We start from the raw sequence: 22,873 nt of genomic DNA, 5'->3' as shown, positions 1-22,873 counted from the left end.
GTTTAATTATGGCTAAGTTTTTTATTGATAGACCTATTTTTGCATGGGTAATTGCTATCATGATGATGCTGGGTGGAGCTTTATGTATAAAGCTATTAGCCGTTGAGCAGTATCCTGATATTGCTCCTCCTGCTGTAACTGTTAGTGCAGTTTACCCAGGCGCCGATGCACAAACTATCGAAAATACGGTCACTCAGTTGATTGAGCAGAATTTAACTGGATTGGATAATCTAATTTACATGAAATCAACCAGTAGTGCTCAAGGTGTTGTCCAAACAACGTTAACTTTCGCACCAGGTACTAATCCAGATTTTGCTCAAGTACAAGTGTTAAACAAAGTAGAAAGTATAAAATCTCGTCTACCTGAAAGTGTACAAAAAAATGGGGTATCGGTTGCTAAAAATAACACTAACTTCTTAAAAGTTGTTGGTTTTTATTCAACAAATCCACAAAAAACACAAGCTGATATTGCTGACTTTGTTTACTCTACTGTGCAAGATCAGATTCGTCGTGTACAAGGTGTTGGTGATACACAATTATTTGGTTCTGAATACGCTATGCGTATCTGGCTTGATCCAAATAAACTGACCTATTTTAATTTATCAATTGAAGAAATCATCGCTGCTATTCAAGCGCAAAATGCGCAAGTAACAGCAGGGCAATTAGGCGCTTTACCATCAACAGATGGACAAGAACTTAATGCAACGATTACCGCCCAATCGCGTTTAAAAACGCCTGAACAATTTCAAAATATTCTTGTTCGAGTCAATACCAATGGCTCGAACATCTTATTAAAAGATGTAGCTACAGTTGAAATAGGCGCATCGGATTATAATTTTATTTCGCGTTATAACGGTAATGCCTCAGCTGGTCTTGGGATATATTTAGCAACAGGAGCTAACCAATTAGATACATCAAATAAAGTGGATGAAAAATTAGAAGAGTTATCCAAAATCTTCCCAGAAGATATCAAATATGCTTTTCCATATGATACGACCCCATTTGTTAAATTATCTATTAACAATGTAATTCATACGTTAGTTGAAGCAATCATTTTGGTTGTTATTGTAATGTATGTGTTTTTACAAAACCTGCGTTCGACACTTATTCCTACTATCACGGTACCTGTTGTGCTGTTAGGTACATTTGCAATTTTGTATATTTGTGGATTTACTATCAACACGTTATCAATGTTCGCGATGGTATTGGCTATCGGATTATTAGTTGATGATGCAATTGTTGTTATCGAAAACGTTGAACGTATTATGCATGAAGAAGGCCTATCGCCTTATGATGCAACTGTTAAATCAATGGAACAAATCACTTCAGCGTTGGTGGGTATTGCGGTTGTATTATCTGCTGTGTTTGTACCGATGGCATTTTATGGTGGTGCAGCAGGGGGAATATATCGTCAATTTTCTATTACCATTGTAACTGCGATGGCATTATCAGTATTAATGGCGATAGTGTTGACACCGGCTCTTTGTGTGCAGATTTTGAAAGCCCCATCAAAAAGTAAAATTAGAAGAACTTCTTTAGGTGAAAAATTAGAGTCAATACCACCATTTAGTTGGTGCTCAAAAGGAACCAAACGTTTCTTTAGATGGTTTAATCGTTTTTATGACAAGAGTTTACATTCTTATGAAAAAGGCATTATAAGGGTTATTCGTAAACCAGTAATTGCTTTTGTTTGTTATGCTTTAATACTAGTCGGATTATTATTTGGTTTTAACCGTTTACCTACAGGTTTTTTACCAAACGAAGATCAGGGTGTTCTTTTGGTGATAGTTGAATTGCCACCTGGCTCAACATTAGAACAAACGATGTCAGTATTAAATAAAACATCACGTTTTTATACCGAACAAAAAGCAGATTCTGTTGAAGAAATTTTTACTGTCGCCGGCTTTAGTATAATTGGACGTGGGCAAAATATGGGAATGGGGTTTGTCCGATTAAAAAATTGGGATGAGCGTAAACGCACTGATCAAAAAATTAATGCTTTAGTTGGAAGTGGTATGGGATTTGCTTCAACCATAACCGACGGTCGTGTGATTGTCACTAATTTACCCGCGGTGCCATCTTTAGGTATGGCTAATGGCTTCTCTTATATGCTTAAAGATACAGCAGGATTGGGACACCAAGCATTAGTTGCTGCGTTTTTCCAAATATTTGGGCAAGCATCTCATCACCCTTATTTACAGCAAGTTCGTCCTGGTAGCATGTTAGATGTTCCTCAATATAAAATTAATGTTGATTTTGAAACTGCTCAAGCACTGGGTGTGTCGGTTAGTAGTGTAAATACCGTATTATCAACAGCATTAGGTTCTGCTTATATTGATGACTTTGTTTATAATAACCGGGTTAAGAAAGTCTACCTTCAATCAGAAGCACCTTACCGCATGTTGCCTGATGATTTTAGTTATTGGCATGTTAAAAATAAAAATGGTCAAATGGTACCTTACGATGCTTTTGCAACTACTTCAAAAAGTTATGGTTCACCATCATTGGTTCGTTATGATGGTGTGGCGGCAATGGGTATAAGTGGTTCAGCTGCACCAGGCCTGAGTTCTGGGCAAGCTATGGCTGTGATGGCAGCGTTATCAAAAAACTTACCTAAGGGTTTTACTTTTGATTGGACAGACATTTCTTATCAAGAACGTCAAACAGGATCACAAACAACGACACTTTATATTATTTCGATCATTGTGGTGTTCTTGTCATTAGCTGCGTTATATGAAAGTTGGACTGTCCCTATTTCGATTTTATTTATTATTCCACTGGGTATTTTAGGTACAGTTTATGCAACGATGTTTAGAGGACTTGATAATGATATTTACTTCATTGTTGGTTTATTAACAACAATGGGGCTGTCAGCTAAAAATGCTATTTTGATTGTAGAATTTGCCAAAGATGCTCTTGAAAAAGAGGGTAAATCATTAATTGACGCAACACTTGAAGCTTGTCGTTTGCGTCTACGTCCAATTTTAATGACTTCATTTGCCTTCATTCTTGGGGTATTGCCACTCGCATTAAATAGTGGAGCAGGTTCTGCAAGCCAAAATGCAGTAGGTACTGGAGTAATTGGTGGTATGTTAACAGCAACATTTTTAACTATATTTTATGTTCCGTTGTTCTTCTTGTTTATAACTAAAATATTTACTAAACATAGAAATAAAGTTGTGTTACCAACTAACCGTTCAAAATAAACAGATGGATAGTTAGTTTCATATGCACGTATCAGTTTTTGTGGCACGTGCATTTTGAATAAGTTATTAATATACAAAAATGCGCTATTTGAATTAGCGCATTTTTTATGGTTCTAATTATGTAGTAACTAACTATAAAATAATCAGTAAAAGTAGCAAATTCTCTTCAAAAAGTGTAATTACCCGACTGCCAATTTTGTGCTTTCATTTACTTTTTTACAATTAGTTTAAATTTTATACACTTTTTCTTTTTGTGGTTGCGCTTAGCCATTTCATTGCTAGGTAATTTTTAAATCTATTCATTTTTCAATTAATAATTAAACTTAGTGATTAATTCAAGTAATATATAAAAAAAGATTATTATGATGATTTTTTTATATAAATTTAGTATTCAAATATGTTAATGTTTTAAGCTTATTTTTAATAAACAGGAAAATACCATGTCACACTCATCTAATCCGTTGGTTCGTTTTTACTTAAAAGTAGGGTTGATACCGCAGATTTTGTTGGGCTTAATATTTGGCATTATTCTTGCTGCAGTATCAAAAGATACCGCATTAGGAATGTCACTCATAGGTGGATTATTTATTAATGCTTTAAAATCAGTTGCCCCTATACTTGTGCTCATTTTAGTGATTGCATCAATATCCAACCATCAGCATGGTAAGCAAGCAAATATGGGACCGCTAATTGCCCTTTATTTTGTTGGAATGATGCTGGCGGCACTATTAGCAACCATTGCTAGCTTTTTATTCCCATCGCAACTTTCATTTGGTGACACACTAAATAACCTTGAGCTTTCTCCGCCTAATGGCATTAGTGAGGTGTTAAAAACGTTACTAGGAAAAATGATCGACAATCCAATCAATGCGCTTATAAAGGCAAATTATATCGGTCTTATTGTATGGGGCGTAGGTATTGGTTTGGCACTAAGGCACGCTAGTCAAAGCACTAAAACAATGATGAATGATCTGTCTCATGCTATTTCATTTATTGTCAGAATTATTATTCGATTTGCTCCTTTTGGTGTATTTGGGCTTGTAGCTTCGACGTTAGCAGAGACTGGTTTTGGTGAATTACTGAAATATGCACATTTATTGGTTGTATTAGTTTGTTGTATGTTAATTGTCGCATTAGTTATCAATCCATTACTCGCCTATTTAGTTATGCGGAAAAATCCTTATCCCCTGGTTTTTACCTCTTTAAAAGAAAGTGCTATACCTGCTTTCTTTACGCGTAGCTCTGCGGCCAATATTCCCGTGAATATTGAAATCTGTAAAAAATATAACATGGATGAAGATACCTATACTGTTGCTGTGCCATTAGGCGCTGCAATTAATATGTCGGGTGCTGCTGTCACTATAACGGTTTTAACTTTAGCAACGGTTAATTCAATGCCGGTTAGTGCTGGTATACATGTTGATATTTATTCTGCGGTATTACTTTGTATTGTAACTTCGGTGTGTGCTTGTGGTGCATCGGGAATTGCGGGAGGCTCGTTACTACTTATCCCTGTTGCTTGTAGTATGTTTGGTATACCGAACGAAATTTCAGCCAAAGTGATTGGGATTGGGATTGCCATCGGCGTGATCCAAGATTCGGTTGAAACTGCATTAAACTCGTCAAGTGATGTAGTGTTTATTGGCGCTGTTTCATCGGCAGCCCAAGAAAAACAAAAGGCAACCAACAAAACTTAGGTTATGATAAACATTAACGTTCATTAAATACGCAAATCTATTTGATTAGCAATTTTTGCAAACTGAGCATGTGATTTTTGTGATTATCTGCTCAGTTTTATTAAATAATTTATAGGTGACTAGTCCTTTCTCTTTTTTTGATCATATATTATTAATTTTTCATATATAACATATTGCGTTGCTTTTTCTTGAATGACTACTTATTATTGGAACCTTGTTTAAGGTAAATACTGACTTTACTTGAGTACCTTAAGCTATAAGGAGACATTATGTCATTCAATGCCATTATTCTAGAAAAAGAAGAAGCGACGGGGGTTACCTGTTCATTAAAAAACGTTAATAAACAACAATTATTAGCACAACAAGGTGATACATTAATCCAAGTGGCGTATTCAAGTATTAACTATAAAGATGCATTAGCCATAACCAATAAAAGCCCTGTAGTTAGGAAATGGCCTATGGTGCCGGGGATTGATGGTGTTGGCTGTGTGGTAGAATGTGCTAGCGATCGTTACCAAAAAGGCGAACAAGTAATTTTAAACGGTTGGGGCTGTGGCGAAACGCATTGGGGGGGCTTGGCGCAATATGCTTATTTAAAATCTGAATGGCTAATACCTTTACCCAACAAATTTACCGCCCATCAAGCAATGACTATTGGCACGGCAGGTTATACAGCTGCGTTATGTATTGAGCGAATTGTCGATTTTGGCGTAAAACCACACGATGGCATAGTACTAGTGACTGGGGCAAGTGGTGGAGTGGGATCGATTGCTATCAGTTTACTGGCTAAATTAGGTTACCAAGTCACGGCATCAACCAGTAAAATTGATGAAGCATATTATCTACAAAAACTTGGTGCAGTTAATGTTATTGATAGCCAAACTTTAAAAGAAACCGGTAAACCATTACAAAAAGAACAATGGTCAGCCGTTGTCGATGTGGTTGGTTCGCACACTTTAGCAAATGCTTGTGCACAGACTCAATATGGTGGCATTGTTGCTTGTTGCGGGCTTACCCAAGGTATGGACTTACCGGCAACCGTGGCACCATTTATTTTACGTGGCGTAACTTTGGCTGGGATAGATAGTGTCATGGCAAGTTATGATAAACGCATAGCGGCATGGAATTTATTAGCGCATCATCTGGATGAAGAAATCTTATCTTATGTCGGCAGGACAATCACATTAAACGAGTGTGTTGAAGTGGCAAATAAAATGATCGCAGGGAAAATAAAAGGGCGTTTTGTTGTTGATGTAAACAAATGAATCTAGGTTTGACTAAACAGTGGTATTTTGATAATTACTTTTAATCACTTGTCTGCTCATTTACTATAAAGTTAAAAAAACAGCGGTGTAATCTTTACACCGCTTTTATTTATAACACTATTTATTGTCATTGATAATGACTGAAATGTTCGCAATGAAACGGTTTTTATCTATTTTTAATTGATTATTTGATTATAGCCGTCAATTACACTTTCAAGTTCCCCATTCAAAAATTCAACTTCTCTTTCCACAGTGTTAGCCTGTAAATTTTTTAAAACTATTTTCATTTGATTAATCAATCTAGGTAAACGATCGACAAAACGGTCATAATACATATCGTTTAAACCTTGTTGTTTAATCAATTTAGTCTTGCCTTTATTCGTCATTAATTCATTGGCTATGGATTCTATTTGTTGAATTTTTTGTTCAAGGGCAGCTTTATCGAGATTTTTAAACTGATTGTTTTCGGTAAAGCTTTTATTGATTAATGTGACAATATCTTCAGATAAATCCATGATTTCAATGCAATTATAGTTAAGTGTTAACCCTTTGTTTTTTATTTCTGATTTTTGAAATGCGTGGATTTCTTTGTATAATTTATCATAAGTCGCTGAAGCAACACTTTTTGCTTCAACATATTGGTTATAAAGCGTGTCAAGATTATTTAACAGTTCAGGTAATTTGGCAAAGTCATCCAATTTGTACTCATTATCTAAATAATATTTAGCTATCTGGTCATAAGCTAATCCTATTTCAATGTATTTATCACTTAATGCTTTGCCTGCGGCATCAAGTTCGGGTAACTCTGGTTTAAATGCTAATAACTCAGTAATCAATTGTTTATATTCATCAAGAACTTCTGGTGTTGGGTGATAACCGATAAATAGTTTCGTTGGATTTTTTTTCACATAATTGACATCAATTTTACCGTTTTTATCACTGACGCTTTTTAAAAATCTCCCGACTTTGTCATCAAGATGATAAAGAGAAGAAGTCATATTGCCTCGTCCTCTTAATTCTTCTGCAGCTTGGGAAACATTAGTATTAAAAACGTCTAGCCATATATTACCTTTACGTGCTTTCAGGGCGAATTGTTGTGAAACATCATCAGTTGTTTTAGACTCAGAAGATTTAACTTCTGAAGCAGCTGAGGGTTGTTGCGTTTTGTTTTCGGTTGGTTTGTCATCACAGCCAATCATCAAAAATCCAGCAATCAATACGGTTAAAAATTTTTTTTCATTATTTATTTCCTTAATTTTGGCATTATAGATTCATTACGCTAATACTTTATTATCTTTTAACGATTATTTCTAATAAAATATGAAGTTGAAACGATGAATTTCGATCTTTATGCTCAATTATTTGTAATAACTCTGGCATTCTTACTTAAAACGCCGTTTATTTTATAAGGCATCACACTAGCAGGCGTGGATAGTGTGATGGTAAGTTATGATAAACGCTCAGTTACATAGCATTTATTGGAACACCATCTAGATAAAAAGTCTTATTTTATAACCTGTAGGAAAATGCCGAGTTGTTTACACTTCATGATTAAAATAATCCGTTAAAAACTCATAAGGTGTTTTGCTGGAAATCGATTAAAATTTTGTTTTTTCTCTTTTTAATTAAAAATTATTTGCTAATTATGCGACATCGCCATTAAAGTATGTATCTTTTCACCTTGATCATTTATTTGTTAACTGGCAGGTTTTGTGAGTATTTGATTGATACGATGATTATTACACTTTTTAACAAATAGGATATTGCGAAGTGTTAATTAATCACGAAACGGTATAGAATCCTGAATATTTTTTACAAAAATTTAGCTTGCTGTTTTAATTTATCTTCAATCGGCTTTCTTAAGCACACTATAAATGGTTGAATGACTGACCATAAAATGTTTATCCAATCAATGACGGTGATTTTTTTATGATATCGGCGCTATAACGCTTGTCTCAAATACAGCGTTAGGTGTATGTATTACTGACATTTCTGAAATTACTATCAACAACGCGAGGAATTCTGACTCGTTAGATCACATCGGCGGGTTCTTAAATGAAATTAGCACTTGTATTATTTTATAAATGGGAATACATTCGTTGGAATGCTATTTTTATCATTACCATTTTAAATTTTCAGTCATCTAAGATTAATTTATGAGGGAATGTGATATGCCATATAAAACACGTGAAGATTTACCTGATTCAGTACGCCATGTCTTGCCTGAACATGCGCAAGATATTTTTAAAGAAGCATTCAATAGTGCGATTAAGGAATATCAAAATCCGCATAAGCGGCGTGATAATAGTGATCCCGAAACGATTGCTTTTAAAGTGGCTTGGTCAGCGGTCGAAAAGGTTTACCACAAGGGTGAAGATGGTAAATGGCAACGTAAATAATCATTAGGCATAACAGTTAAATAATAATTCGATAGAAATAATTTATATCATCCTAATTTTTTACTAATAATTACTTTTGTGAGAATAAAATAAATTAGGATTAGATTATTTCTATCACAAGTAAAAACGGATTTATTATATTGGTTTGCTTTTTAATCCTAGTTGGATATAAACTCTGTTTATTTTTTCTCTCAATTACCTTAAACCTATTAGCGAAGTAGAACGTTATTTACAGCAACATATTAATTATCTTGAAATTAACTATAAATTGGGACATTTTATATCATCAGATCGTAAAGTTCTCGCACAGGCGGTGTGATTCTTTGCCGAGTAGAAAGTAAGGAAAAGCAAGTTTAATCATGCAGAAAGTGACATTTTATATTCATTAAATTGCTCAATATTATATTATCGAGTTTGTGCCCTCAAAATATGCCGATGGGCTTGAAGAGTTTATTTAAAATTTTCTTTAACTATTTAAAAATTAAAATTATTTTTTAGATATTTATCGTGTATGTTGATAAAGTTCTAAATATCGAAAAAAATTACTCACTTTACTAACATTAATTCATAACTTTCCTCCAAAATATACTTATATTTTTCCTGATCAATACGGAAAAAGTTGGTTAGTAATTCTATTTTTTTCCTTTTATACTAAATTTGAATTATCAATAAACACAGGTACTTAATTATGAAAAATAAAGGTTTACCAAAAGATTTTTTGTGGGGGGGTGCTGTTGCAGCTCATCAATTAGAAGGGGCTTGGCAAGTTGGTGGTAAAGGAGTGAGTGTCGCTGATGTGATGACGGTGGGCTCACCTAAAAGTTATAGAAAAATTACTGAAGGTGTAATTGAAGGTGAATATTATCCAAATCACGATGCCATTGATTTTTATCATCACTATAAAGATGATATTAAACTCTTTGCCGAAATGGGTTTTAAATGTTTTAGAACCTCTATTGCGTGGACGCGTATTTTTCCAAAAGGAGATGAACTTGCACCGAATGAAGAAGGGTTAAAATTTTATGACGATCTTTTTGATGAATGCTTAAAATATAATATTGAGCCGGTTGTCACACTTTCTCATTTTGAATTGCCTTATTATCTTGTTACTGAGTATGGTGGATTTCGTAATCGTAAATTAATTGATTTTTTTGTGCGTTTTGCCGAAGTCTGTTTTGATCGTTATAAAAATAAAGTTAAATATTGGATGACTTTCAACGAAATCAACAATCAAGCTAACTTTAATGAAGATTTTGCACCATTTACTAATTCAGGGATTTACTATAAAGCGGGCGATAATCGAGAGCAAATCATGTATCAAGCAGCACATTATGAATTAGTTGCCAGTGCTAAAGCGGTGCAAATTGGTCATGCTATTAACCCTGATTTTGAAATAGGTTGTATGCTAGCTATGATACCCATCTACCCAGAGACCAGTAAACCCGGTGATATTTTAATGGCACAAAAGGCGATGGAGCGTAAATACTTTTTTGCTGATGTGCATGTTCATGGCGTGTATCCAAACCACATTAAAAAATATTGGCAACGTAAAGATTTTCAACTTGATATCACCAATCAAGATCTTGAGATCTTGAAAAATGGCAGCGTTGATTACATTGGCTTTAGCTATTACATGTCCAATGCAATTAGGAAAAAGGAAGATAATGAAAGCTATGAATATAACGAAAAAACCGATCTAATTGGTAATCAATATGTCAAGGTATCTGATTGGGGATGGCAAATTGATCCCGAGGGCTTACGTTATACGTTAAATTGGTTGACTGATATGTATAGGCTTCCACTATTTATTGTAGAAAACGGTTTTGGTGCTTATGACAAAGTAGAAGTCGATGGTTCGGTGCAAGATTTGTATCGTATTGAATATTTACGTGATCACATAAAACAAATGAAGCTAGCTGTTGAAGAAGATGGTGTCGATTTGATGGGATATACCCCTTGGGGATGTATTGATCTTGTTTCAGCAGGTACAGGCGAAATGGAAAAACGTTATGGATTTATCTATGTTGATAAAGACAATAAAGGCAACGGCACACTAAAACGTAGTCGCAAAGCCTCATTTGCATGGTTTAAAAAAGTCATTGAGTCTAATGGTGAAGTCTTATAAAGCATAATTACTTATAGGAGAATCTATGAAAAAAGCATTAATAATTTGTGCCGCAGGCATGTCATCATCATTAATGGCTAAAAAAGTGACCGAATATTTTGCTAGCAAAGATAAAGTGATTTCGGTTGATGCAGTATCAGCAACTGAAGGGGCAAATATGATTAAAAGTGGTGATTTTTCACTCTTTTTGATTAGTCCGCAAACGATGATGATGTTTGATAAATTGAAAAGTTTGGGCGATGAAGAGAGTAAACCTGTCGTGAGTATTCCTTTTCAGGCCTATATACCCATTCAATCGGGCATCGAACAATTAGCCAAGTTAATTGAAGATAATATCCAATAATGTTAATGAAATTTTGTTTTAGAGATAAGTTTTGGCGTTTGCCAAATGGCATCGCCTTATTATCTTGCAGGATATGTGGCGTGACGATCTAACTAGTAAAAGCCGTCACTATATTATTAACAATATGGTTTTAGTTGGCACAGGAATGGATAATTGTGATTAAAAATAAACAACGTGACCTTATTAGTTTATTAGTTAGTTCTAAAAATCTATTCAAAAGTAGTGCGTGGTTAGCAACTGAGCTATCATTATCAGATCGCACAGTTCGCACTTACCTTAATGATTTGAAACCATTGATTGAAAGTCATGGTGGATGTATTGTTAGTAAACAAGGTTATGGCTACCAACTGCAAATTAAAAACAGAACCGCTTTCAACTTATTTTTAATTGAACATCATCTATTAGATCGCAATGAAGAACAAGCGAATTGTCGAGAAGCATGTCAAAGAAAACACCATATTCTTAATTTGTTATTGTTAGAATGTCAAAAAATTGATCTAGAGGTATTATCAGAGCGATTATTTATTAGTTCTTCCCAACTCAATAAAGATATTTTAGAAATTAAACACCAACTCAAACCGTATGGCCTTACTGTTAAAAAAAGCCAATCCTTATTTTATGTTGAAGGCGAGGAAAAAGCAAAACGACATTTCATTTTGAGTTATTTTTTCCATGAAGGATCGATTAATCTTTTGCAGCATCTAACTTATTTAAACAAGTTTAGTGATGTCATTAGTTTTGATTCGTTAACCATTATTATTTTAGATGAATGTCGTGAGGCAAAAATAAAATTATCCGATGTGATGATGCAAAATATTGTGTTACATCTGTCATTAAGCATTAAACGCTTACAGTCAGGGCTTTCTATTCAAAATCTTGATATGTCACAATCGACCAAAAATACTTTGGAATATCAAGTCGCTAAAAAAATTATCAATAGAATTGAAAAGGTGACAGGTTTTTGTTTTCCAAAAGAAGAACAATTGTATTTAACTTTACATTTAATGAGTAAATCAAATTTTTGTCAAAATGATTTTGATGCTGAATTATACTCATCTTTGACTAATTTACTCATCAAAATAGAACATGAGGCAGGATATTTATTCTTAAATGATGAGCAATTGAAAAACGGCATTATCCAGCACTTAAAACCGATGATGGTTCGCTTAAAGCAACATATTAAACTGAAAAATCCATTGCTTAATGAAATTAAAGCCAATTCTCCAAAATTGTTTGAGTTAGTTAAAAATTACCTTAACCAGCTTCCTGAGCTTAAAAAATTTACTATTCATGACGATGAATGGGGCTATTTGACTTTGCATTTTTTAGCTTCGATTGAAAAACAGAAAAATGAACAAAAAGCCAAGGTATTAATTATTTGTGCAACAGGTCTTGGAAGTGCTCAGCTACTAAAAAATCGCGTTGAATGTGAATTTAATGAAAGAATCAAAATTGTTGCCACGCAAGGCTATTATGAAATTGAGCCAAAGATATTAGACAAGATTGATTTTATTATCTCGTCAGTGGATCTCTCATCAAAAGTATTTAAAGTTCCGGTTTTTCATGTATCAGTATTTTTTACCGAAGATGATGTACAAAAAATTCGCCGTCATCTTTTGTCACCTAATATGCTTATTTCGGCAAATAAAGAACAAACAATAACGTCAAGCTGTTTAGATCATGTTATTGATGCTTTGCAAATGGTAGATGATTTATCCGCTGATTATTTTTACCGATGTGAACAGCCACAAAGTAAAGAACAAGTTTTAAATTGTTTACTTGATCTTTTAGCGCTAAATGAAACTAGCGATTATAAACAACAGATGATAAGACAAATGGAAAACCGTATGCGATTAGGTGATATTTTCTTTAGCCAAACTATTGTGGTGCCACATCCAGCAATGCCAGTAGGAAAATTGCCTAAAATTGGCATTGCAATAATTCCTGATGGCGTATTTTGGGATGATAATTACCCACAAGTCCACTTTATCTTTCTGATTTCACCGTCTATTTATCAAAATCCAACTCTAGCGATGATGACAAAAGCGATTGTTAACTTGATTGACGATTTAAAAATGCAAGCAAAACTATTGAAAACACATAATTTTGACCAATTTAAACAACTTTTTATCCAACTTATTGAAAAAGGGGTATAGCAATGAATAAAGAAATGAACTCTGAGGATATTCAACTTATCGCTTTTAATATTATTTTATATAGTGGTAATGCTAAAACTAAAATTCACGATGCTTTTAAAGCGATGAGACAAGCCGATTTTATTACCGCCAATCAATTGCTTGAAGAAGCAAATAAAGAGATTTTACAAGCACACCATTCACAAACACAATTACTGCAAAATTATGCAAATGGCACCAAAATCACGATGGAAATTATTATGGTGCATGCACAAGATCATTTAATGACAACCATGAGCTTTCGAGAAATGGCGATTGAAATGTTACATCTATATGAAAAATATCATGAGCTAGAAATAACATTAAAGGGCTAAATAAGGAGTCGCATAATGACAGAAAAGCTAACCATGCATAAAAAAATCAGCCTAACCAATCTCTATTTTAATCGATTTTTAGCGATTCGTTATACCGTCGCATTTTTTTTATTTTTAAATCTTTATTGGGCAACTTTTTTAATGGGGTCATTGTCGATGGTAGCGATTTTACCGTTTGCTCTTTTTGTTTTAGGCATACTCACCACATGGGAACAAATTAAACTTTATCGAAATCACTGCAATAAATTGCCTTATGCACGGTTATTTTATCGTGCCTTAGCGATAGTATTTGTGACACTAATGATTACGCTCTATACCCCTTTGTATCACTTTTTCTTTCCCTTTTTAAAACAGACACCAGTTGCTTTACATGTATTAATGGTGTTACTGACAGTAAGCCTAATCATTATCACTTTAATGCTTAGCAAGTTAAATAAAATTCAACATAATCAGGATTTGCATTTCAAAAGAATCCAAGCTTACGAGGAATTTATTAATTAGATGAGGAAAACAAAATGAATACGGGATTTGTTATTTTACAGAAATATCTGATGACGCCCATGGCGAAAATATCACAATTCAAAATTGTTCGAGCTGTAATGGCGGCGGGAATGGCGTCAGTACCTTTTTCTATTGTTGGCTCCATGTTTTTAGTATTCAACACGTTACCAATGACATTTACGGGATTAGAAGGCTTTTTTGAAAATACTTTTTTTAGAGTGAGTGATCTTTATATGATTGCTAACACGGCAACAATCGGTATTTTAGCGCTCTATTTTAACTTTGTGGTTGGTTATGAACTGACTAAAATCGAAGCGGAAGAAACTGGTCTTAAAGTTAACGCTCTTAATGGTGCAATGTTGTCGGTGTTTGCTTTTTTCATGACGCTGCCTGAACTAATTATGCAAAATGGTATTATTACCTTACTCAATGATCAAAGTAATTTAGTTTTTAATGGGTTACGTTTAAAACCATTTATCTTTCGGTTAGGTACGTCGGGTATATTTATTGCAATAGTCATGGCTATTGTGGCGACTCATCTCTATTTTTTATGTGTTAGACGAAATTGGGTTGTGAAAATGCCTGAAACAGTTCCATTAGGTGTTTCGCGATCTTTTACTGCATTGATTCCAACCTTTGTGATTGCTTTTTCCGTGATCGTTCTTAATGGTATTTTGATTTATTTTGGCACTGATATTTTCAATATTATTGCCGTGCCATTTGCCTTTGTGACCAATCTCACCAAAAGTTGGTTGGGTATTATGGTTATCCTATTTTTAATTCATGCATTATGGGTGGTTGGGATTCATGGTGCGAGTATTATTGGCGCATTTATTACCCCTATTATGTTAACTAATATGACTGAAAATACGGCGGGAGCACATATTCCTTTTGCTGGTGAATTTAATAATTCACTCGTGATTTTAGGGGGATCAGGTTCTACCTTATTAATGACATTCTTTATTGCGTTTTTTGCAAAGTCTAGCCAACTAAAAATCTTAGGACGAGCGTCTGCAGTGCCAGCAATATTTAATATCAACGAACCGGTTATTTTTGGTATGCCAATTGTATACAATCCTTATTTAGCACTGCCTTTTTTCTTAGCACCTATGGCTTGCGGAACATTAGGTTATTTGGCTATTAATACGGGTTTTATTCATCCAATCATCGCATTAATTCCTTGGCCATCACCAATGGGATTAGGGGCATTTATTAGTACTGGCGGTGATTACAAAGCGGCTATAGTTGCGATACTTTCGGCTATTTTAGCTTTGCTAATTTATATTCCTTTTGTCAAATTATATGACAATAAATTGTATAGAGATGAGCAGGTAAGTCAGTAAGCTAAATTTAAACAGCTTAATTTATCATGATTTATATAAGAGCGTATACACTTTAATTTAAGTTGATTACGCTCTTTTTATTTAAACTGAATGTTAGGAACAAGCAAGCATTAAGCCTAAGAGTGTTGATTTAAATCGATTAATATTTGATCGATATTTGAATTTTCTATGTTATATTGATAATTCCATTTAGCTAATCGTTACATATTTTATTAATGTGTTTCATGCGTGTTGTTGTTAAGTGGTGGAGTTAAATAATAGTGTTATTAGGAGATGCCATATGTTCTATCTTAAACGTAAATTGATAAAGTATTATTGCCTTATTGTATTTTTAGTGGTAGGTCAACCAGCCTTTGCTGTAGAAAACTTAACGCAAAAATTAGAGGCTGGAGCAGTGGCTTCACCTGATTATTATGGTGCAATCGCTGCACAAGAAATGTTAAAAAAAGGCGGAAATGCGGCTGATGCTGCTGTGGCTACCGCTTTTGCTCTTGCTGTTACCTATCCCGAAGCGGGTAATATTGGTGGTGGGGGCTTTATGACCCTTTGGATGGATGGTCAGCCTTATTTTATTGATTATCGAGAAATTGCCCCTAATAAAGCTGATAGAGATATGTATCTTGATGAACATAAAAATGTGATCCCTAATTTGAGTTTATATTCTTACAAAGCATCGGGTGTGCCAGGAACAGTTGCCGGTATGTGGGCAGTACATCAACGTTTTGGTAAATTATCTTGGAAAGAGGTGATGGCACCGGCTATTCGATTTGCCAATGAAGGGTTTACTGTAGATAAACAGTTAGTTAAACGTTATCAAGAAGCAGCCGAGCTTGCACCTGCTAATGGTCACTTTAAGCAATACTTTGGTGCTATGCAAGCAGGAAAAATATTTAAACAGCCCGAACTTGGCAAAGTATTAGCGCGTATAGCAAACCAAGGTAGTGATGGATTTTATAAAGGTGAAACCGCTAAATTAATCGCACAACAGATGGAAAAAAATGATGGTTTAATTACTGAAAATGATTTAGCTAATTATCAGGCTAAATGGCGAGATCCTTTAGTTGCTAAATGGCAAGATATGCAAATTGTTACCGCCCCTCCGCCAAGTTCAGGTGGCGTAGGTTTAATTCAACTCTTATTAATGAAACAAGCTCTTGCAAATGAGTTCAAAGATGTGAAAGTGAATTCAGCACAGTATGTTCACTTATTAGCAGAAATAGAAAAACGTGTTTTTGCTGATCGGGCTGAATATATGGGGGATCCTGATTTTATCAGGGTACCTGTTACTCAGTTAATTGATGCTAATTATTTGATGCAAAGAGCTAAGCAAGTTAATCCAAAAGCCATTTCGATTACTGAACAAGTTAAACCTGGTTTAGACAATAATCGCGAAAAATTACAGACAACGCATTTTTCTATTGTGGATAAATGGGGCAATGCGGCATCTAATACATATACGCTCAATGGCTGGTTTGGTTCGGCGGTTGTAATAGAAGGCACTGGTATTATACTCAATAATGAAATGGATGATTTTAGCAGTAAACCAGGTGTTGCTAATCAGTTTGGTGTTGTGAGCAAAGATGCTAATGCAATCGAGCCAAATAAACGCCCTTTATCTTCTATGACGCCAAGTATATTTATTAAAAATAATGATGTTGCAATGGTTATTGGTACGCCGGGCGGTTCAAGGATTTTTACTTCTATCTTTCAAGTAGTAACGAATGTCTTTGATAACCATATGTCATTACAAGCAGCAATAGATGCTCCGCGTTATCATCATCAATTATTACCAACTAATCTTATCTTTATTGAGCGTTTTCAAAATAAAGTACCAGAAGATTTAAAAGATCAACTCAAACAGATGGGGTATCAGTTTAAGCAGCAAGATTTTAGCGGTGATATTCAAGCCATAAAAATCACTGACAATAAACCCGAAGCGGTGTCAGATATCCGGGGTAGAGGTAAATCAATTATTATTAACTAGTTGATTTTTTTAATAGTATATAGTGATGTACAATAACTCAATGATTTTATCTGGCCTGTTATTGTACCGAAAAGAGATAATAAAAAACCCGTTTTTATTAACGGGTTTTTTATTTGTATTGAGTGATAATTATTCAGAAATAATTTCAACAATAAGTTTGGCAAATGCTTCGCTGTGTACTTGGAAGAACACTTCGTGTTCGCCAGTAGTACGCAGTACACCATTTGGCAGGCGAACTTCACTTTTTGATACTTGAATACCGCGTGCTTTAACTGCATCTGCGATATCACGAGTACCGATTGAACCAAATAATTTGCCTTCATCACCAGCTTTAGAAGTGATAGTGACTTTACCAAGTGCATTAATTTCAGCAACGCGTTGTTCAGCGGCTTTTAATGTCTCAGCAAGTTTTGCTTCTAATTCAGCACGACGAGCTTCAAAAAATTCGATATTCTTTTTAGTCGCTGCTACTGCTTTACCTTGTGGAATCAAAAAGTTACGCGCATAACCCGCTTTAACATTAACTTGATCACCTAAGCTGCCTAAATTAGCAACTTTATCGAGTAGAATAATTTGCATTATATGTTCCCTCTGTTGCTAATTACTGATGGTTATCAGTGTATGGTAATAATGCCAAGTAACGAGCGCGTTTGATAGCGCGAGCTAATTGACGTTGATATTTTGCACTTGTACCAGTAATACGACTTGGTACAATTTTACCACTTTCTGTGATATAGCTTTTTAATAAAGAAACATCTTTATAATCAATTTCTTTAACGCCTTCTGCAGTAAAACGGCAGAATTTGCGACGACGGAAATAACGTGCCATTTGGCTATTCTCCTAATAGTTTAACTTGGTCAGCGTGTAAAACAAGTTGACTTGTTTTGTTACGTTTAGTGTGGGTGCTTATAAATCCACTAACTGAAACTTTGCTGCCTTTTTTTATGTAACTTAACTCGTGATGTCCACTAGCAATCACTGGCATGATGCACCATGCTTGCCTTGTGAGTTCTGCTTCAATTTGCTCAGACACATGTTCTAGATAAAATTGACAGTGTGAGATCCCACTTGGACTGATTTTTCGTATCGGAGTTTTTTTAACAATACCCGATAACATTAAACGATTATTCGTTAGAATCATCGTCCATATTTGCTTCGTTAAAATCTTCTTCAGAACCACGACGTTCATCTTTAGCTTTTAACATAGGCGAAGTTTCAGTTACAGCGTGTTTGGTGCGCATAATTAAACTGCGAATTACTGCATCATTGAAACGGAAGTTATCTTCAAGTTCGTTAACAGCTTCTTGAGTTGCTTCAACATTCATCAACACATAATGTGCTTTGTGCAGTTTTTCGATAGGATAGGCTAATTGACGACGACCCCAATCTTCTAAACGATGGATTTTACCACCATCAGTGGTTAACGTACCAGTATAACGTTCAATCATACCCGGTACTTGTTCACTTTGATCTGGGTGAACCATAAATACTATTTCGTAATGACGCATTATCGCTCCCTACGGATTAATCAGCTTTCTGTCGGGGCAACCGCAACCCATTGAAAGCAAGGAACATGAAAATAGGCGGTTGAAATCGACGAGGCATTATATATCAACTTATTATATTTGACAAACGAATATACCAAGATTATTTGAGGGTTTGTATTACGTTTTTATAAAGAAAACTTCTTGTATTTATATTGGTTTTTAACAGAGGATATGGTTTGATCTTACATCTAAAATGGAAAGCAAAAAATTTATTAAAAATCAAATTGATATCTGACGAATTTCAATATTGATTAACTATTTTACAAACTATCAAAAACATTTAAATAATAAATAAAATTAACTCGTTTCTAGAAGATTTTTTATATAAAAATGTATTTTAAAATGTAACGATTTCTATACATTTTTGCTATTAAAATATGTTATGCTTGTACATACATGTCAATTTTACGCATAGAAGTTTGTATAAAAGGAGAAGTTTGATGGCTCAGGAAACTATTTTTAGCAAAATTATTCGAAGAGAAATCCCTGCTGATATCGTTTTTCAGGATGACAAAGTTACGGCATTTCGTGATATTTCTCCTCAAGCGCCGACACATATTTTAATTATTCCTAACAAACTTATTCCAACTGTTAATGATATTAAAGAAGAAGATGAAGTCATTCTTGGGCATATGATGGTTGTTGCTGCCAAAATTGCAGCACAAGAAGGTATTGATGAAAGTGGTTATCGTTTAATCATGAATTGTAATAAAGATGCTGGGCAAGAAGTTTTTCATCTACATATGCACCTATTAGGTGGTAAAAATTTAGGTCGATTAATAGGTTAAATATTATATGAAACAGATAAAACGTCTATTTGTTATTAGTGCAATGACTTGTGTATTAGCAGGTTGTCATCTTATTAGTCATTCCCCAAAAGTTGAAGTAAAACCGTCCGTTGATGTCACTGAACCTGATGATACAGAGGTGATTGAAACGCCGCCTCAGATCGTTAAACAAACTGATTGGAACACAATATTATCACCATTTGTAAATAAAATATTACACGTGTCACTTTCAAATAATGACAATAAAATTATTTTAATTAGTGACATTCAAAATCGTAGTGGTGATTATCTTGTAACAAATCAAATTGATGACGTATTACATCAATTAATGAATAAACAAAATATGTTTACAGTTGTCAATAGGCAGTCAACAAACCAAGCTAAACAAGCGTTAGGTATTTCGGCTGATGATAAGTTTGTGTCACGTGGTAAGATGATAGGGTTAGCTAAATCAATCAATGCTGGATATGTGCTATTTACAACTATATATAAAGTACCAACTGAGAGTAATGATGCTAATCTTTCAGTCGAATTGCTATCAACACAAAGCGGAGAAATCTTAACAAGAGTGACATCGAAAGACTTCTCTTCACAACAAAATACTAATAAAGATAACGTTTCAGAGGCACATGAATAAATGGGACCATTATTGATTGATGTCGAAGGTACTTCATTAACCAATGAAGATAAAGTGCTTTTGAAAAATCCATTGATTGCAGGGGTGATTTTATTTAGTCGTAATTATCAAGATCAAGCTCAATTAATGGCATTGATAAAACAGATTCGAGCGGCTTCTTCACAGCGTTTATTAATTTCGGTCGATCATGAAGGTGGACGTGTTCAGCGGTTTAGAGAGGGATTTACGGCGATTCCTCCTGCGCAATCGTTTGCAGCCCTTAATAATCTTGAGCAAGCTAAGTCATTAGCCTTTGATGCCGGCTGGGTACTTGCTATGGAACTCATTGCCTTTGATATCGATCTTAGCTATGCACCTGTTTTAGATTTAGGTCATGACTGCTTAGCTATTGGTACACGTTCGTTTCATCAAGATACCAATATCGCTTATCAAGTTGCTTCCGCTATGATTGATGGTATGCATGTAGCAGGTATGAAAACAACGGGTAAACATTTTCCGGGACATGGTCATGTGATTGCTGACTCGCATAAAGAAACGCCCATTGATGATCGTAAAAAATCGTTGATTGAACATGATATGCAAATATTTGCTAAGCTTATTGCTGATAAAAAACTCGATGCGATTATGCCTGCTCATGTTATCTATCCTGCTTTTAATAATAAACCGGCTAGTGGTTCATCGTATTGGCTTAAAACAGTACTTCGCGAGCAATTGCATTTTGATGGTGTCATCTTTTCTGATGATTTATCAATGGAAGGTGCTTCAATAATGGGCAATTATGCCGAGCGAGCACAAGCGGCATTATCCGCAGGCTGTGATCTGCTTTTGGCTTGTAACAATAGACAAGGGACGTTAGCTATTTTAGACCAATTGACTGCATTAGATAGGGTTCATCCTGTAACATCAGATAAAGCAAAACGTTTACTAACCAATACAAAAATGACTTATTCAGAATTAACGAAAAGTTCTGAGTGGCAACATCGACGAGATAATTTAGTAAAACTTAGTGAAAAGTGGGCAAATTATGCAAGTAGCAATCATTGAAATTGATAATAACCAACATCTGGTTGCGTATAATCATGTCGCTAAGGCATTATTGCCTAATCATGCTTTAGTATTAAATCAACCTTTTGATTATCAAAAGATCTTCAATCTTGATAATATAATCAATATAGATGAACAAGATGATACGATCATAGTTTTAAACTCTCAGCATTTTTTATTGCAAAGAGTAATGGGATCGTCTAAAACCCTATTTATTTTACAATCAATTGATTATCTAAAAAAACGATTATCAAAAATCAAAGTAGTGGGTGGGCATGCTTTTGATATTTTTGCCACCGAAAGTTTGGTTATGCAAAAACTCATTGCTCAAGCTAAAGCCTTTTCTATACAACGCGAACCATTATTAATATCTGGAGAAACTGGCACAGGTAAAGATTTACTGGCTAATGCTTGCCATCAATATAGTCCACGCGGTGATCAAACCTTTCTAGCATTAAACTGTGCAGCCATGCCTGATGATGTGGTCGAAAGTGAATTATATGGCCATGCAGCAGGCGCCTATCCTGGTGCTATTGAGAATAAAAAAGGCTTTTTTGAGCAAGCTAATGGTGGTTCTGTATTGCTTGATGGTATTGATGAAATGTCTTTTCAAATGCAAACCAAATTACTTCGTTTTATTAATGATGGTTATTTTCGCCGTGTGGGCGATGATAATGAAGTCTATGTTGATGTAAGAATTATTTGTGCAACAAAGGTCGATTTAGCCGAGTTGGTCGAACAAGGTAAATTTAGAAAAGATCTTTACTACAGACTGAATGTGTTGTCGCTTAATTTACCTTCTTTACAAGAGCGTAAAGATGATATTGCGCTACTTACTCATATTTTTGTCAATGAATTTGCCAATAAACAAGGCATCACTCCACCAAGGATTGATCATAATGTGATTGATTATTTGATAGGTTATTCATGGCCTGGGAATGTAAGACAACTAAAAAATATCCTCTATTCAGCATTAGCGCAATTAACCTCGCCGATATTAACTGTCAAAGATATTGTGTTACCAACTTCAGCCACATCGCAATTATCATGGGTTAGCAATATTGAAAATAAAACCCTTGATGAAATGACTAAACAATTTGAGAAAGAAATCTTATTAAAATTATATGACCAATATCCAAGTTCAAGAAAACTCGCCAAAAGGCTAGGCGTATCACACACGGCGATTGCGAATAAGCTGAGGGATTATAGGATAGGACGGTAATAAATTAGATTAAAAAAGTTCGAATCTAATTAATAAATTTGAATATTATTTGTGGAAGGCTTGATTTACTCTTAAAATGTAGGAAACCCCATTGTTGTTTATTGTAATTTGCGTAACTACTATGGTTATAGTGAATGAATATATTTAAAAAAACAAAATTAACTGCCTATATTGTGAAACAATATTAAAAATTACTTCACAAAGAAAAAATACACATTGTAGACTATGTATATTATAACGTATTAAGTTAGATTACGGCTTA

The 22,873-nt window shown here is 34.5% G+C and carries 20 protein-coding genes; 15 read left to right on the top strand and 5 right to left on the bottom strand.

Features of this window, described 5'->3' with window-relative positions; all coding sequences use genetic code 11:
• Nucleotides 1-8 precede the first annotated feature (8 nt).
• From A9G22_RS01880 to acuI, 3 genes are all read left to right on the top strand, one after another.
• Nucleotides 9-3,206 (top strand): efflux RND transporter permease subunit, encoded by a 3,198-nt coding sequence (locus A9G22_RS01880; RefSeq protein ID WP_065587384.1) that lies wholly within the window; start codon nt 9-11, stop codon nt 3,204-3,206.
• A 440-nt stretch (nt 3,207-3,646) separates the two neighbouring features.
• Nucleotides 3,647-4,903, top strand: a complete 1,257-nt coding sequence (sstT, locus tag A9G22_RS01875; RefSeq protein ID WP_065587385.1) for a serine/threonine transporter SstT — start codon at nt 3,647-3,649, stop codon at nt 4,901-4,903.
• A gap of 269 nt (nt 4,904-5,172) precedes the next feature.
• Nucleotides 5,173-6,168: an acrylyl-CoA reductase (NADPH) gene (acuI, locus tag A9G22_RS01870; RefSeq protein ID WP_065587386.1), complete on the top strand. Its 996-nt coding sequence runs from the start codon at nt 5,173-5,175 to the stop codon at nt 6,166-6,168.
• Between the two features lie 176 nt (nt 6,169-6,344).
• Here acuI and A9G22_RS01865 read toward each other — a convergent pair whose 3' ends face one another.
• On the bottom strand, nt 6,345-7,367 hold the full coding sequence (locus A9G22_RS01865; protein WP_075508249.1) for a DUF3829 domain-containing protein: 1,023 nt from the start codon (nt 7,365-7,367) through the stop codon (nt 6,345-6,347).
• Nucleotides 7,368-8,339: 972 nt separating this feature from the next.
• Here A9G22_RS01865 and A9G22_RS01860 point away from each other — a divergent pair.
• The 8 genes from A9G22_RS01860 to ggt all read left to right on the top strand — a co-directional run bounded on the left by A9G22_RS01860 (nt 8,340) and on the right by ggt (nt 17,372).
• A complete protein-coding gene (locus A9G22_RS01860) occupies nt 8,340-8,567 on the top strand; it encodes a ChaB family protein (RefSeq protein ID WP_065587388.1) in 228 nt (75 codons plus the stop codon).
• Between the two features lie 688 nt (nt 8,568-9,255).
• Nucleotides 9,256-10,692 (top strand): 6-phospho-beta-glucosidase, encoded by a 1,437-nt coding sequence (locus A9G22_RS01855; protein WP_075508248.1) that lies wholly within the window; start codon nt 9,256-9,258, stop codon nt 10,690-10,692.
• 25 nt (nt 10,693-10,717) lie between these two features.
• On the top strand, nt 10,718-11,035 hold the full coding sequence (locus A9G22_RS01850) for a PTS cellobiose transporter subunit IIB (protein ID WP_065587390.1): 318 nt from the start codon (nt 10,718-10,720) through the stop codon (nt 11,033-11,035).
• Nucleotides 11,036-11,190: 155 nt separating this feature from the next.
• Nucleotides 11,191-13,191, top strand: coding sequence for a BglG family transcription antiterminator (locus A9G22_RS01845; RefSeq protein ID WP_065587391.1), 2,001 nt, complete (start codon nt 11,191-11,193; stop codon nt 13,189-13,191).
• A 14-nt stretch (nt 13,192-13,205) separates the two neighbouring features.
• Nucleotides 13,206-13,544 carry a PTS cellobiose transporter subunit IIA gene (locus A9G22_RS01840; RefSeq protein WP_065587489.1) on the top strand — a complete coding sequence of 113 codons (339 nt, stop codon included), beginning with the start codon at nt 13,206-13,208 and terminating at the stop codon, nt 13,542-13,544.
• Nucleotides 13,545-13,559: 15 nt separating this feature from the next.
• Complete coding sequence (locus A9G22_RS01835) at nt 13,560-14,045, top strand: hypothetical protein (protein WP_065587392.1); 486 nt, start codon at nt 13,560-13,562, stop codon at nt 14,043-14,045.
• A gap of 14 nt (nt 14,046-14,059) precedes the next feature.
• Entirely contained in the window at nt 14,060-15,388 is a 1,329-nt protein-coding gene (celB, locus tag A9G22_RS01830) for a PTS cellobiose transporter subunit IIC (RefSeq protein ID WP_065587393.1), read from the top strand.
• 280 nt (nt 15,389-15,668) lie between these two features.
• The gene (ggt, locus tag A9G22_RS01825; RefSeq protein ID WP_082264479.1) at nt 15,669-17,372 is read left to right on the top strand and encodes a gamma-glutamyltransferase; all 1,704 of its coding nucleotides are present in this window, start codon (nt 15,669-15,671) and stop codon (nt 17,370-17,372) included.
• A gap of 129 nt (nt 17,373-17,501) precedes the next feature.
• Here ggt and rplI read toward each other — a convergent pair whose 3' ends face one another.
• The 4 genes from rplI to rpsF are packed head-to-tail and all read right to left on the bottom strand — an operon-like array spanning nt 17,502 to nt 18,881.
• A complete protein-coding gene (rplI, locus tag A9G22_RS01820) occupies nt 17,502-17,951 on the bottom strand; it encodes a 50S ribosomal protein L9 (protein ID WP_065587394.1) in 450 nt (149 codons plus the stop codon).
• Between the two features lie 22 nt (nt 17,952-17,973).
• On the bottom strand, nt 17,974-18,201 hold the full coding sequence (gene rpsR / locus A9G22_RS01815; RefSeq protein WP_025314965.1) for a 30S ribosomal protein S18: 228 nt from the start codon (nt 18,199-18,201) through the stop codon (nt 17,974-17,976).
• A gap of 4 nt (nt 18,202-18,205) precedes the next feature.
• Nucleotides 18,206-18,511, bottom strand: a complete 306-nt coding sequence (gene priB / locus A9G22_RS01810; protein WP_442899732.1) for a primosomal replication protein N — start codon at nt 18,509-18,511, stop codon at nt 18,206-18,208.
• Nucleotides 18,498-18,881, bottom strand: coding sequence for a 30S ribosomal protein S6 (gene rpsF, locus A9G22_RS01805; protein WP_065587396.1), 384 nt, complete (start codon nt 18,879-18,881; stop codon nt 18,498-18,500). Before rpsF ends, priB begins: the two co-directional genes overlap by 14 nt.
• Before the next feature lie 479 nt (nt 18,882-19,360).
• On the opposite strand from rpsF, the gene A9G22_RS01800 reads away from it, so the two are divergent.
• The 4 genes from A9G22_RS01800 to A9G22_RS01785 are packed head-to-tail and all read left to right on the top strand — an operon-like array spanning nt 19,361 to nt 22,611.
• Complete coding sequence (locus tag A9G22_RS01800) at nt 19,361-19,708, top strand: HIT domain-containing protein (RefSeq protein WP_065587397.1); 348 nt, start codon at nt 19,361-19,363, stop codon at nt 19,706-19,708.
• Between the two features lie 7 nt (nt 19,709-19,715).
• Nucleotides 19,716-20,345, top strand: a complete 630-nt coding sequence (locus A9G22_RS01795) for a hypothetical protein (RefSeq protein ID WP_065587398.1) — start codon at nt 19,716-19,718, stop codon at nt 20,343-20,345.
• Complete coding sequence (gene nagZ, locus A9G22_RS01790; protein WP_065587399.1) at nt 20,346-21,389, top strand: beta-N-acetylhexosaminidase; 1,044 nt, start codon at nt 20,346-20,348, stop codon at nt 21,387-21,389.
• Complete coding sequence (locus A9G22_RS01785) at nt 21,370-22,611, top strand: sigma 54-interacting transcriptional regulator (protein ID WP_075508247.1); 1,242 nt, start codon at nt 21,370-21,372, stop codon at nt 22,609-22,611. Before nagZ ends, A9G22_RS01785 begins: the two co-directional genes overlap by 20 nt.
• Nucleotides 22,612-22,873: the final 262 nt, after the last annotated feature.

It is taken from the genome of Gilliamella sp. App2-1, assembly GCF_001690255.1.
GTDB classification, from domain to species: Bacteria; Pseudomonadota; Gammaproteobacteria; order Enterobacterales; family Orbaceae; genus Gilliamella; species Gilliamella apicola_G.
The sequence above is the reverse complement of the archived record's forward strand: the minus strand, read 5'-3'. Positions and strand labels throughout refer to the sequence as shown.